Origin of the sequence: Bradyrhizobium sp. LTSP849, from assembly GCF_000938255.1 — a bacterium.
Lineage (GTDB): Bacteria > Pseudomonadota > Alphaproteobacteria > Rhizobiales > Xanthobacteraceae > Bradyrhizobium.
This window is the reverse complement of sequence record NZ_JYMR01000024.1, coordinates 1-12,346: the sequence shown is the minus strand read 5'-3', so window position 1 is coordinate 12,346 and position 12,346 is coordinate 1. Positions and strand designations below refer to the sequence as shown.

The window sequence follows — 12,346 nt, the reverse complement described above, 5'->3', positions numbered from 1 at the left end:
GTCGAGAGGCCCGATTTTTCTCCCGTGAACAAGGAGATTGGGCCATGAACATCCACCTCACCAAAAGCCAGATCGGGCTGGACGGCGTTCCCGCAGCTGAAACCGTGCTGAGCCATGTCGACGGCGAGCGCGGCGAACTGATCATCGCCGGCGAGCATGTCGGCACCCTCGCGAGCCAATCGAGCTTCGAGGGCGTCACCGCCCGGCTCTGGAACGGCGCGACCGGAAGCACGCTGAGCGAAGCCAATGTCCGGGCAAGCCTGGGGGCTGCGCGCGAGCGCGCCTTCGCGCGGCTCTTCGAGCTGCTGCCGGCGACGCACACCATGGGCATCGTCGACGGGTTTCGCGCGGCAGTCGCAGGCCTTCGCGCCGAGCACGGGCTGGAGCACGAAGCGACCATCGTCGGCGCGTTTCCGGTGATCGCGGGCGCGCTGGTGCGCCGCGCCAAGGGGCTCGATCCCGTCGCGCCCGATCCAAGCGTAAGCCACGCCGCTGATACGCTCCGCATGCTGCACGGGCGTGCGGCGGCCGCGCGCGAGATCACTGCGCTCGACGCCTATCTCGTCACCGCCAGCGACCACGGCATGAACGCCTCGACCTTCACGGCGCGCGTGGTGGCCTCGACGCAGGCCGATCTGTTCGCTGCCGTCACGGCCGGCTATTGCGCGCTCACGGGTCCGCTGCATGGCGGCGCGCCGGAGCCGGTGCTGGAAATGCTCGATGCGATCGGCTCGCGCGAGCGCATCCAGCCCTGGGTGGATGCCGCGCTCGCACGCGGCGAGCGGATGATGGGTTTTGGCCATCGCGTCTATCGCGTCCGCGATCCACGCGCCGATGTGCTCAAGACCGCGGTTGAGGCGCTGGCCTCCGATGGCGCCGACCTGCCGTTCGCCGGCGAGGTCGAAGCCTATATCCGCGCCGCCCTGCGCAAGAAGAATCCGGAGCGGCCGCTGGAGACCAATGTCGAGTTCTTCACCGCGATCCTGCTCGATGCACTGGCGATCCCGAGGCAGGCTTTTACGCCGATCTTCGCGGTGGCGCGCGCCGCCGGCTGGACCGCGCATGCGCGCGAGCAGCAGCGGACGGGAAGGTTGATCCGGCCGAGTTCGTCATATGTGGGGGCGATGCCGAAGGATTGAAGAAGTAGCCCGGATGGAGCGAAGCGCAATCCGGGAAAGTCGTCGTTGTGTGAGAAAGTCCCGGATTACGCTTACGCTCCATCCGGGCTACGGCACGGGGGGAGGCTCAGGCCTCCCGCACCACCGTCTTCAGATAATTATACGCCTTGATGATCTCGATCAGGCGGTCTTCGGTGGAGCGGTCGCCGCCATTGGCGTCGGGGTGGTGCTGCTTCACCAGCGCCTTGTACTTGGACTTGACGTCGGCGAGCGTCGCACTGGGGCCGAGGCCCATGACCTGGAGCGCCTTGCGCTCGGCGTTCATCACCTTGCGGGTTTCGACCTTGGGCTGAGCGGACTCCGGACCCTTCCGCCAGCCGGTGCGGCCGTTGAGCTCCGCGAACATGCTGAACGGATCGAAGGCGCCGTCGATCTCGGCCTCGGCGCCCTTCTTGACGCCGCCATTGGCGCCCATCTTCCAGGTCGGACGGTGGCCGGTCAGCGCATCCTTCTGGTAGCGCGCCACGGCGTCGGCATTCATGCCGGAGAAGAAATTGTAGTTCTGGTTGTACTCGCGGACGTGGTTCAGACAGAAGTGCCAGTACTCGCGCGAGTTCTCGCGGCCCTTGGGCGCGCGATGGGCGCCCTTGTTCTGACACCCGGTCCATTCGCAATTGACCACGGTGTCGCGCGGCTTCGCTTCCGGCTTGCCCTTGTTCGGCTTGACGCGGATGGAGTCGAAGAACTTTGATGAATCGATCGGCATGACCAACTTTGACTACGCAATGCGAAAACCTTCAAGTCTTGACATTGCAATTAGCTGCTAACGCGTCGCCGAAGCCTCGCTTCGGCATTTCAAGAACGGCCGGCAAGAGCGGCCTATGGGCATTGACGGAGTGCGATCGCGCACCTTAATGGCAAACATGGCTACCAGAGACATTATCAGCAACAAGTTGCAGGAAGCTTTCACGCCGGAAAGCCTGCAAGTCGTCGATGAGTCACATTTGCATGAGGGCCATGCCGGCCATCGGCCGACCGGCGAGACACACTTTCGGGTTTATATCGTGTCTCACGCCTTCAAAGGGAAGAGCCGGGTCGAGCGCCACCGCATGATAAATGCGGCGCTGGCCGCGGAACTCTCCGGCAGCGTGCATGCGCTCGCGATCCACGTGCAGGCGCCGGGGGAAGGGTAACGCCCCAAATTCCGCTGTCATGCCCGCGAAGGCGGGCATCCAGTAAACACTTCTGTCGAGATTCAACCGATAGGCCACGGCGTACTGGATCGTCCGCCCCAGTGCGCAAGCGCGCACAAGGCGGACGATGACACTGATCGCGTGGCTCAAAACGACGTCCCTGCCCGCTTTGGCTTGGATTCCTCCAGCTCCGCGTCGCGCGGCACCGGTGAAATACGGAGTGCGGTGATGCGGTTGCGTTCGCGGCGGAGGACGCGGAAGCGGAAGCCGTGGAAGGTGAAGCTCTGGCCGCGGTCGGGTATCGATTGCGCCTCGTGAATGACGAGGCCCGCAACCGTCGTTGCCTCTTGGTCGGGCAGGCGCCAATCCATGGCGCGGTTGAGATCGCGGATCGGCACCGAGCCATCGACCACGACCGAGCCGTCCGGCTGGGCGCGCACGCCGGCGACCACGACGTCGTGCTCGTCGGAGATGTCACCGACAATCTCCTCCAGAATGTCTTCCAGCGTCACGAGACCTTCAACCTCGCCGTACTCGTCGACGACGAGCGCGAAATGGGTTTTTCGGCGCCGGAACGCCTTGAGCTGTTCGGAGACCGGGCGCATCTCCGGCACGAACCAGGGCGGCAGCGCGATGGTGGAGACGTCGATGCGCGAGGTGTCGCCATCCGAGGCCCGGATCGCGCGCAACAGATCCTTGGCGTGAAGCACGCCGATGATGTTTTCCGGCTTCTCGCGCCACAGCGGAATGCGGGTGTATTCGGTCGCCAGCACCTCGCGCACCAGTTCCTCCGGCGGCAAATCGGCGTTGATCATCATCATCTCGGTGCGATGGATCATGACGTCGGAGACCTGGAGCTCGCGCAAATCCAACAGGCCACCGAGCATGTCGCGGTCCACCTTCTCGACCTTGCCTTCATGGTGCAGGAGATCGACCGCGCCGCGCAGGCGCTCGGTCGGCGACAGGATCGGCTGGTTCTCGCCGATGGCGACGCCGAACAGCCGCATCAGCATCCGTACGATGGTCTCGACCACCGCGAGCACCGGCCCCAGGACGAACACGGTGAGCCGCATCGGCCGCGCGACCGCCAGCGCCGTGCGGTCAGGTGCATTGATAGCGATGGTCTTGGGCAGCACTTCGGCGAAGATCACGACCAGCGCCGTCATCACGCCGGTCGCGTAGAGCACGCCGACCTCACCGAACCAGGCGGTGAAGATGCCGGTCGCGATCGCCGAGGCGCCGATATTGGCGATGTTGTTGCCGAGCAGCAGCGCACCGATCAGCCGCTCGCGATTGGCGATCAGCCGCGAGACGATGACGGCGTCATGATTGCCCTGTTTCGACAGCCGCAGCATGCTGGCGCGCGAGGCGCCGGTCAGCGCCGTCTCGCTCGCGGCGAAGAACGCCGAGATGAAAAGGCAGAACACGACGATGGAGAGTCCGAGCCAGTCCATGCACCACTCGAGTTTTTTGTTTTAACGCGTTTTCTTGACGCGTTCAGCCGCGCCTCATGCCTTCTGCGCGAGCTTTTCCTGGAGGAAGTCGCGCACCGGAGCAGGTTCGACGTCCTTCGCGATGACGGCGCGCCCGACCGCCTCCAGCAGAATGAAGGTGAGCTTGCCGCGCTTGACCTTCTTGTCCTGCGCCATCAGGGCCATCAGCGCGTCGGCATCGGCAAGGCCCTCCTGCGCGAAGCCGGCGATGTCCTGCAAGCGGGTCGGCAAGCCGGCCTCGACGAGGTGGTGCTCGACGCGCGCCGCATCGGCATCACCGATCATGCCGAGTTTCGCCGAGAACTGCGCCGCCAACGTCATGCCGATCGCGACGCCTTCGCCGTGAAAGAGACGATCGGAGAAGCCGGTCGCGGCTTCCAGCGCGTGACCAAAGGTGTGGCCGAGATTGAGCAGCGCGCGTTCTCCGGTCTCGCGCTCGTCGCGCGAGACGACGCCGGCCTTGGCGCGGCAGGAGGTCGCGATCGCGTGCTCGCGCGCCGAGCTGCCCTTGACGATGTCGGCGTGGTTCTTTTCCAGCCAGGTGAAGAAAGCCTCGTCGCCGAGCACGCCGTATTTGGCGACCTCGGCATAGCCGGCGCGGAACTGCCGCGGCGACAGCGTGTCGAGCACGGCTGTGTCGGCGATCACCAGCACCGGCTGGTGGAAGGCGCCGAGCAAATTCTTGCCTTGCGGCGAATTGATGCCGGTCTTGCCGCCGACGCTGGAATCGACCTGCGCCAGCAGCGAGGTCGGCACCTGCACGAAATCGACGCCGCGGCGCAGGATCGCCGCCGCAAAGCCGGCGAGATCGCCGACCACGCCGCCGCCAAGCGCGATGACGAGATCGTTGCGCTCGATCTTTGCGGCGATCAGGGCCTCGCTGACCTTCGTCAGTCCGGCATAGGTTTTCGAGATCTCGCCTTCCTCGACGACGATTCGCGAGGTCGGGATACCGGCGGCGGCGAGCGATGCCTCGGCGGGCTCGAGCCAGTGCTTTGCGACTGTGCGGTCGGTCACAACAGCGGTGCGCACGCCCGGCCGCAAGGCCGCGATCCGCGCGCCGAGCGAGGCGAGCTCGCCTCGGCCGATGACGATGTCGTAGGCGCGATTCTCCAGCGCGACGTCGACGATGACGGAATCGGAATGTTTCAAAGGCGCAGTCATCTTAACGCACTCGCGACGTCGGCTGGTGGCTCGGATGCGGCGGCCTGGCCGCAGAGATGGGCGTGCAGCGTCTCGATGGTCTCCTCGACGATCTTGTCATGCGGCACGTCGCGCGAGGCGATGGTGAGGTCGGCATTGCTGTAGACCGGCTCGCGCTCGGTGAGGAGCCGCGTCACGGTTCCTTCGGGATCGGCGGTCTGGAGCAGCGGACGATCGGCGCGGCGGCGCACGCGGCGCATGATGACGTCGTGATCCGCCTTGAGCCAGATCGAGATCGCCTTGGCGGCGATGCGGACACGCGTCTCCTCGCGCATGAAAGCGCCGCCGCCGGTTGCCAGCACCACGGGTTCGCCGTCCAGCAGACGCGCGATCACCCGCGCCTCGCCGTCGCGGAAATGCCGTTCGCCATGGCGCTCGAAAATCTCCGGTATGGTCATGCCGGCTGCCGCCTCGATCTCGGTATCGGCATCGATAAAGGGCAGTTTGAGCCGCGCCGCCATGCGGCGGCCGATGGTCGACTTGCCGACGCCCATCATGCCGACCAGCACGATCGAACGCGTCCCGAGCGCCGACAGGATATCGGCCTCAGGGGAAGCAGGTGCTGGCAACGCGGCGTCGGACATGTCCCTCGCTCGATCTGCCGCCAAATGCGGCATCCGGCCACCTATACTACCCCCCAAGCTTCCCTCGCCAGAGGACTCTTGCCACGAAACGGCGAACATGTTGGATGATTTCATTGGTTAATTTGCTTGTCCGAGACCCTTAAGTCCCTTGCCGAGATCGTGCCGATGCCCAGCCTGTTCCGCTTCCTGACGGTCGTCGCCGTGCTCGCCGGCATCGTCTATGGCGTGGTCTTCGCGCTGGCGAATTTCGTCAATCCAAAACCGAGGGAAATGACCGTGACGATCCCGCCGGATAAATTTCTCAAGAAATAGCGGCTAGGCTCCGGGGCATGCGCGCCAAATCTGCTCCCAACAAGTCTTCTGCCAGCAAGCCCTCCGACACCAAGCTCACCGGCCTGTTCCTCGACATGCTCGCGGCGGAACAGGGCGCCGGCCCCAACACCCTCGATGCCTATCGGCGCGACCTCACCGATTTCTCGGAATTTCTCGCCCGCACCGGCCATGCTTTTGCAGACGCGGAGACGCAAGTCCTGCGCGACTACCTCGCCGATCTCGACACACGCGGCTTCAAATCATCCAGCGTCGCGCGGCGGCTGTCGGCGATGCGGCATCTGTTCCGGTTTCTCCTGAACGAGCGCATCCGAGCTGAGGATCCCGCGGCAATCCTGTCCGGGCCCAAGCGCGGCCGCGGCCTGCCGAAGGTGCTGTCGATCGCCGATGTCGACCGCATGCTGACGCGCGCCAAGGAGATGAGCGACGCGGCGGAGGTATCACCCTCTCAGCGGCTGCGGAATTTGCGGCTCTATTGCCTGCTCGAGGTGCTCTACGCGACGGGACTGCGCGTCTCGGAGCTGGTGGCGCTGCCGCGCACGGCGGCCAAGCGCGATGCCCGCATGATCGTGGTGCGCGGCAAGGGCGACAAGGAGCGGCTGGTGCCGCTCAACGAGGCCTCGCGCCAGGCGATGGTGGATTATCTTGCGGCGACGGAAGCTGCAAAGGCGGACAAGAAGAGCAGCCTCGCTGCCTCGAAATGGCTGTTTCCCTCGTTCGGTGAAAGCGGACATCTGACGCGGCAGCATTTTGCCCGCGATTTGAAGGAGCTCGCGGTCGCCTCGGGCCTCCAGGCCCGGCTGGTCTCCCCGCACGTGCTGCGCCACGCCTTTGCCAGCCACCTGCTGCACAACGGCGCCGATCTGCGCATCGTGCAGACCCTGCTTGGCCACACCGACATTTCCACCACGCAGATCTACACCCATGTGGTCGAGGAGCGGCTGAAGAGCCTGGTGCGCGACCTGCACCCGCTGGCGGAGAAATGATCGTCGTCCCGGCGAAGGCCTAAACCGCCTTGACTTCGGCCACATCTCCGCAGAAAGAGCCGTGGCCTCACGCATGATTTGGCGCGCTGCCGAACAGCGCACAGGTCAACCCCTTGAAGAAGCTACACTTCTTTATGAGAAGCCAACCCCGTTTCGCTCTCTCACCCCGTCCCCCTATATTGAGTTGATGCCAGACCAGATGCGCAGCTATCTCGATTTCGAAAAGCCCGTCGCCGAGCTCGACTCCAAGCTCGACGAATTGCGCACGTTAGCGGCCTCCGGCAGCGACATCGCCGATGAGATCGGGCGGATCGAGGACAAGGCGGCGCAGGCGCTGGCCGACCTCTATACGAACCTGACGCCGTGGCAGAAGACGCTGGTCGCGCGGCATCCGCAGCGGCCGCATTTCTCCGATTTCATCAAGGGCCTGATCACCGAATTCACCCCGCTCGCCGGCGACCGCAAGTTCGGCGAGGACGAGGCGCTGGTCGCAGGCTTCGGCCGTTTCCGCGGCGAAGCGATCTGCGTGATGGGCCAGGAAAAGGGCGATTCCACCGACAGCCGCATCAAGCACAATTTCGGCATGGCGCGGCCCGAAGGCTATCGCAAGGCGGTGCGGCTGATGGAGATGGCCGAGCGTTTCGGCCTGCCGGTGCTGTCGATCGTCGATTCCGCCGGCGCCTATCCCGGCATCGGCGCGGAAGAACGGGGCCAGGCCGAGGCGATTGCGCGCTCGACCGATGCCTGCATGGCGCTGCGCGTCCCGAACGTCGCGGTCATCACCGGCGAGGGCATGTCGGGCGGCGCCATCGCCATCACCACCACCAACAAGGTGCTGATGCTGGAGCACGCGATCTACAGCGTGATCTCTCCCGAGGCCGCCTCCTCCATCCTTTGGCGGGACGGCACCAAGGCCCAGGAAGCCGCCAACAACATGAAGATCACCGCCCAGGACATGCTCCGTTTCGGGGTGATCGACAGCATCCTGAAGGAGCCGGTCGGCGGTGCCCACCGCGACCCCGCCGCCATGATCGCCACCACCGGCGATGCCATCGCCAAGGCGTTTGACGAGCTGCGGAACCTGGACGGGGATGCCATCCGCAAGCTGCGCCGGCAGAAATTCCTCGATATCGGCCGAAAACTGGGCTGATTCGGGCGGTTTTGGGTGCCGTAGGGTGGGCAAAGCGAAGCGTGCCCACCGGCCCCGGCGCACGGTGGATGGATGGTGGGCACGGCGCTTTGCGCCTTTGCCCACCCTACCGAACACGCCAGTAACCCCGCATTAACCCTTTTTTTGCCCAAATCAGCGATCTCAGTGGGGTTGGGCTGTAAGGCCCAAGTAAGGCCGCAAGTAAGGACGCAGTTTAGTCTCTGTTGACCATGCCACTGGGCCAACGGGCTCGTGATCCCCGGTCGGGTTGCGACCCCATCACCCAGAGGTTAGAATTTTAATCAATGGCTTCAGGGCATAAGGCTCGGAGCGTGGTCACCGAAACACCGTCGATGCGGGTCTCGCTTCGTCGGTTTGACCAGGCTCAGGATTGGGGTTTTCGAGCCTTGCCCGGAACGTTGTGGGGTTCGTCTTGACTGTTAGCTCGCTTGCGCGCGCGATTTTGGCTTCGGTTGCGCTTGCCGCCAGTGTTGTGCTGGCCGGCTGCGACACCGATCAGGTTTCGCTCGCGACCAACGCCAAGGCCAATCAGCCGGTCACGCCAAAGCTTCTCGCCGCGATGGTCGAGAAGGACATGGATCTGCAATCGCCGATCCTGGTCCGCCTGTTCAAGCAGGAGGCCGAGCTCGAGATCTGGAAGCAGGCGCGCAACGGCCAGTTCGCACTGCTCAAGACCTATCCGATCTGCCGCTGGTCGGGCGATCTCGGTCCGAAGGTCCGCGAGGGCGATCGTCAGGCGCCGGAAGGATTCTACTCGATCAATCCGAGCCAGATGAATCCGCAGTCGGCTTACTATCTCTCGTTCAACACCGGCTTTCCCAACGCGTTCGACAAGGCGCTCGGCCGCACCGGCTCGCAGCTGATGGTCCATGGCGACTGTTCGTCGCGCGGCTGCTACGCGATGACGGATGAGCAGATCGCGGAGATCTATTCGCTCGGCCGCGAGTCCTTCTTCGGCGGCCAGAAGGCGTTCCAGTTCCAGGCCTATCCGTTCAAGATGACGCCGGTGAACATGGCCAAGCACCGCAACAATCCGAACATGGCGTTCTGGAAGATGATCAAGGAAGGCTATGATCATTTCGAGGTGACGCGGCAGGAGCCGAGGGTCGATTTCTGCGAGAAGAAATACGTCTTCGACGCGACCAAAACGCCCGACGCCAAGCGCGATCCCGTGTTCGACGCTTCCGCAAAGTGCCCGGCCTATGTGATCCCCGATGACATCGCGAGCGCCGTGCGCGAGAAGGAAGAGCGCGACCAGGCCGAGTACAACAAGCTCGTCTCCAAGGGCATCCCGGTGGCGCGTATGAACACCGGTATCGACGGCGGCATGAACAAGATTTTTGCGGCGAAGATTCCGGAAGGCTCGACCGGCCTATCGGAAGGCGCCGAAGGCACCACGCTGCAGATGCTGGCGATGTCGAAGGCGCCCGGCACCATCCCCGGCACCGTCAATCCGCCGAAGCCGAATTTCGACGCAGTCGCAGCCGCGCCGCAGGAAGAGCCGGTCGTGGCCGTCGCCGCGCCCGCAGCCAACACCCGCGTCGCCACGGCCCAGCCGGCCGAGAAATCCGGCGGCTTCTTCTCCAACCTCGGCCGCAAGATGGGCCTGGGCACCGCTGACACGACGGCGACCGCATCGGCTCCGCCGGCAGTTGCTGCACCGGCAGCGCCCGCCAAGCCGGCCGTCGCCGCAGCCAAACCCGCGCCGCAGCCCCAGGCGCCGAAATCGGTCGTCGCCGTGAAGCCCGCCGAACCGGCCAAGCCCGACACGCGCCTTGCCGCGACGCGGCCGGCGCTGAAGCCTTCGGTGTCGGATGGCACCAGCGACACGCAATTCGCGGGTGCTGCACCGGTGGTGCCGGCGAACTCGTTCGACAACCGGTTCTCGGCGGTGAAGTAGGCGATTTAGCCGCCCACTCAGAAGGGGTTCTGCCCGCATTTTCGGCGGCGCTGACATTAGGCCCCAATCACGCTGTCTTCGACCTTTTACGGTTACGGCGCAGGCCGCCTGGCCAATACCCACCTTCCCCCGGCTTTTTGACTGCAATGATATCCTTATTATGATATACATATAATCGTTGGATATCATGGAGGCTACGGTGCAGGTTTCCAAATGGGGTAACAGCCTCGCGGTCCGGCTGCCCAAGACGCTGGTGGAAGAGCTAGGCCTCAAAGAAGGTGACGAGCTCGATGTTGTCGCCGCGCGCAAAGGGACGATCGAGGTCGAGACCAAGGAGGAGCGTCGCCGGCGGGCGATCGAAAACATGCGCGCACGCAACTGGCCCTCCCTGCCTGCCGACTACAAGTTCGATCGCAACGAGGCAAACGAGCGGTGAGCGCGTTTTTCGATACCAACATTCTCGTTTACGCGCAGCAGACCGGTACCAAGGCGACAATCTCGCAAGACTTGATCGAGCAAGGCGGCACCATCAGCGTGCAGGTCCTGAATGAACTGGCAAACGTCTTGCGCAAGAAGCAGGGACGAAGCTGGCGCGACATCGAGCTTCTGTTCGATGATATCGACAATACGCTCGATCCCGCACTTCCGCTGACGGTGAAGACCAGCCGTGCGGCCCTTGCGCTCGTGCGAGATGATGGATTCGCTTTCCACGATGCGCTGATCGTTGCCGCCGCGATCGAAGCCGGCTGCGATATCCTCTACAGTGAAGACATGCAGCACGGCCGCAGCATCGGCGGGCTCACCATCGTTAATCCGTTTCTCGGAAACGTCTCACCGTCACCCTGAGAGCTTGTGACGCTTTTACTTGTTCGGAACGGAGTGGAGTTTCTTGTCGCGGTAAATGGCGGGTCTGAGTTCGTCGATGAGCTCTCGTTTATGCGCTGCGGAGGCGGTTGCCTTGCAGGATGTTGTTGGTGAGGGCGTACCAGAGCACGACGGCGCGGACCTTTTCGATCCCGCGCACGGTCAATTGCCGTAGGTTCCAGTTGCGCCAGCGGGCATGGATGCACTCGCATATCGAACGGGGCTTGTACCGGGCCTTGCCCTCTTTGCTCGCCATCCGCGCACGCCAAGCCAGTACCCCCGCGCCGTCGCCGCGTCGCGGCAGGTAGGGGTCGGTGCCGTGCTTGGATTGAGTGGGCGGGCAAAAAACCTCTATGCCCTCGGCATGCGCCCACTCGATGTCTTCCGCACTGCCAAAGCCGCCATCGACGAGATGGTCTTTGGGCAGGCCGCCAGGGCGCGTGCGCTGCCGCTCCAGCATGGGCCGCATCAGCCCGCGGTCGGACCCCGTGTTGCATACCTTAACGTCAGTGACGAACTGCTCGCCGGCCGCACTCGTCACCTGCACGTTGTAGGCTGGGCGGAAGCCGCCATCCGCCATCTTCATGACCCGTGCATCGGCGTCCGTCGTCGACGCGCGCGGCTCCTTCGGCGTCTTGCCATTGCCTTGCTTGCTCTCGCGTTCCTTGCGCTGCTGCTTGATCTCGGCAAGCGCCGCCTGCGCCGCTTTCACGCGCGCGCTGCGTTCCTCCGCGGCTCGCTCCTTGGCTGCCCGGGCGCGCTGATTGCTGGCGTCAGAGCGCACGTCGACTTCGCGCTTGAGGTCTTCCACCACCGTCTCAGCCAGGGCCAGATGCCGCTCGAGTGTCGCCTCGCGCCGGAACGAGGCGGCTCCCGCGCTGGCCCGGACCCGCACCCCGTCCTGCGCCAGTGTCGCCAGATTGACGAGACCAGCCTTCGCCAGCGCCGCCAGATGCTCGCTGAGCAGCCGGTCCAGCAGGTCGGCGCAACCGACCCGGAAGTCCGCCAGCATGTGATAGTTCACCGACACCCCGCCGCACAGCCAACGATAGGCATCGTGGCTCTCGCACAGTCGCTCCAATGCTCGCGCGCTGCCGACGCCCTCGCTGGTGGCTGAGAGCCACAGCGCCAGCAAAAGCCGCGGCGAGGTCGCGGGGTGACCGGGGCGGTCGCCCCTGGCCTTGATCCGGTTCTCCAGCTCACTCAGATCAAGCTCTTCGACATAAGACCAGATCAGGCGCACCGGATGGTCTTCCCCGATCAGGCTCTCGATATCCACCGCTCGCAACGCGATCTGGTCGCGCTGTGGCTCACGCAGCCGTGGCGCGCCGAGCGGCGCCGCGTCGGCTTCAGGCTTCGATTGCGCCGGCAGATCACCGAACAATTCATCGGCAGCCATCTTCGCCTCCCGCCAATCCATCATCGCCAGAGAATCACATGCCACCGGCATTCGGACAGATTTACCTGGCACGCTGCCAAAAAATCACACGCTCTGAGGTGGCCG

At 64.4% G+C, this 12,346-nt stretch carries 13 protein-coding genes; 8 read left to right on the top strand and 5 right to left on the bottom strand.

Annotated elements, in window-relative coordinates; translation table 11 throughout:
* The first annotated feature begins 44 nt into the window (after positions 1–44).
* On the top strand, positions 45–1,139 hold the full coding sequence (locus tag UB31_RS18200) for a citrate synthase/methylcitrate synthase (RefSeq protein WP_045011896.1): 1,095 nt from the start codon (positions 45–47) through the stop codon (positions 1,137–1,139).
* A 106-nt stretch (positions 1,140–1,245) separates the two neighbouring features.
* On the opposite strand, the gene UB31_RS18195 is transcribed toward UB31_RS18200, so the two are convergent.
* Complete coding sequence (locus UB31_RS18195) at positions 1,246–1,884, bottom strand: J domain-containing protein (protein ID WP_045001230.1); 639 nt, start codon at positions 1,882–1,884, stop codon at positions 1,246–1,248.
* Positions 1,885–2,041: 157 nt separating this feature from the next.
* Between UB31_RS18195 and UB31_RS40480 the strand changes: the two genes are divergently transcribed.
* The gene (locus tag UB31_RS40480) at positions 2,042–2,311 is read left to right on the top strand and encodes a BolA family protein (protein WP_082078557.1); all 270 of its coding nucleotides are present in this window, start codon (positions 2,042–2,044) and stop codon (positions 2,309–2,311) included.
* 146 nt (positions 2,312–2,457) lie between these two features.
* Here the strand turns inward: UB31_RS40480 and UB31_RS18185 are convergent, their stop codons facing one another.
* From UB31_RS18185 to UB31_RS18175, 3 genes are read right to left on the bottom strand one after another with little or no spacing between them, the layout of a single operon-like run.
* Positions 2,458–3,765, bottom strand: a complete 1,308-nt coding sequence (locus UB31_RS18185) for an HlyC/CorC family transporter (protein WP_045011894.1) — start codon at positions 3,763–3,765, stop codon at positions 2,458–2,460.
* A 54-nt stretch (positions 3,766–3,819) separates the two neighbouring features.
* Positions 3,820–4,968 (bottom strand): 3-dehydroquinate synthase, encoded by a 1,149-nt coding sequence (gene aroB / locus UB31_RS18180; protein WP_045011893.1) that lies wholly within the window; start codon positions 4,966–4,968, stop codon positions 3,820–3,822.
* Complete coding sequence (locus UB31_RS18175; RefSeq protein WP_045011892.1) at positions 4,965–5,591, bottom strand: shikimate kinase; 627 nt, start codon at positions 5,589–5,591, stop codon at positions 4,965–4,967. The genes aroB and UB31_RS18175 overlap by 4 nt, the downstream gene beginning before the upstream one ends.
* A 165-nt stretch (positions 5,592–5,756) precedes the next feature.
* Between UB31_RS18175 and UB31_RS18170 the strand changes: the two genes are divergently transcribed.
* The 6 genes from UB31_RS18170 to UB31_RS18145 all read left to right on the top strand — a co-directional run bounded on the left by UB31_RS18170 (position 5,757) and on the right by UB31_RS18145 (position 10,824).
* Positions 5,757–5,903 (top strand): hypothetical protein, encoded by a 147-nt coding sequence (locus UB31_RS18170; RefSeq protein ID WP_008144572.1) that lies wholly within the window; start codon positions 5,757–5,759, stop codon positions 5,901–5,903.
* Between the two features lie 17 nt (positions 5,904–5,920).
* On the top strand, positions 5,921–6,907 hold the full coding sequence (gene xerD, locus UB31_RS18165; RefSeq protein WP_156175408.1) for a site-specific tyrosine recombinase XerD: 987 nt from the start codon (positions 5,921–5,923) through the stop codon (positions 6,905–6,907).
* 187 nt (positions 6,908–7,094) lie between these two features.
* Positions 7,095–8,057: an acetyl-CoA carboxylase carboxyltransferase subunit alpha gene (locus UB31_RS18160; RefSeq protein ID WP_045011891.1), complete on the top strand. Its 963-nt coding sequence runs from the start codon at positions 7,095–7,097 to the stop codon at positions 8,055–8,057.
* Between the two features lie 433 nt (positions 8,058–8,490).
* Complete coding sequence (locus UB31_RS18155) at positions 8,491–9,978, top strand: L,D-transpeptidase family protein (RefSeq protein ID WP_045011908.1); 1,488 nt, start codon at positions 8,491–8,493, stop codon at positions 9,976–9,978.
* Positions 9,979–10,177: 199 nt separating this feature from the next.
* Positions 10,178–10,414 carry an AbrB/MazE/SpoVT family DNA-binding domain-containing protein gene (locus UB31_RS18150; RefSeq protein WP_045001293.1) on the top strand — a complete coding sequence of 79 codons (237 nt, stop codon included), beginning with the start codon at positions 10,178–10,180 and terminating at the stop codon, positions 10,412–10,414.
* Positions 10,411–10,824, top strand: coding sequence for a PIN domain-containing protein (locus UB31_RS18145; protein WP_045011890.1), 414 nt, complete (start codon positions 10,411–10,413; stop codon positions 10,822–10,824). The genes UB31_RS18150 and UB31_RS18145 overlap by 4 nt, the downstream gene beginning before the upstream one ends.
* 88 nt (positions 10,825–10,912) lie before the next feature.
* Here UB31_RS18145 and UB31_RS18140 read toward each other — a convergent pair whose 3' ends face one another.
* Complete coding sequence (locus tag UB31_RS18140; RefSeq protein ID WP_045010194.1) at positions 10,913–12,241, bottom strand: IS1182-like element ISBrsp9 family transposase; 1,329 nt, start codon at positions 12,239–12,241, stop codon at positions 10,913–10,915.
* Positions 12,242–12,346 lie beyond the last annotated feature (105 nt).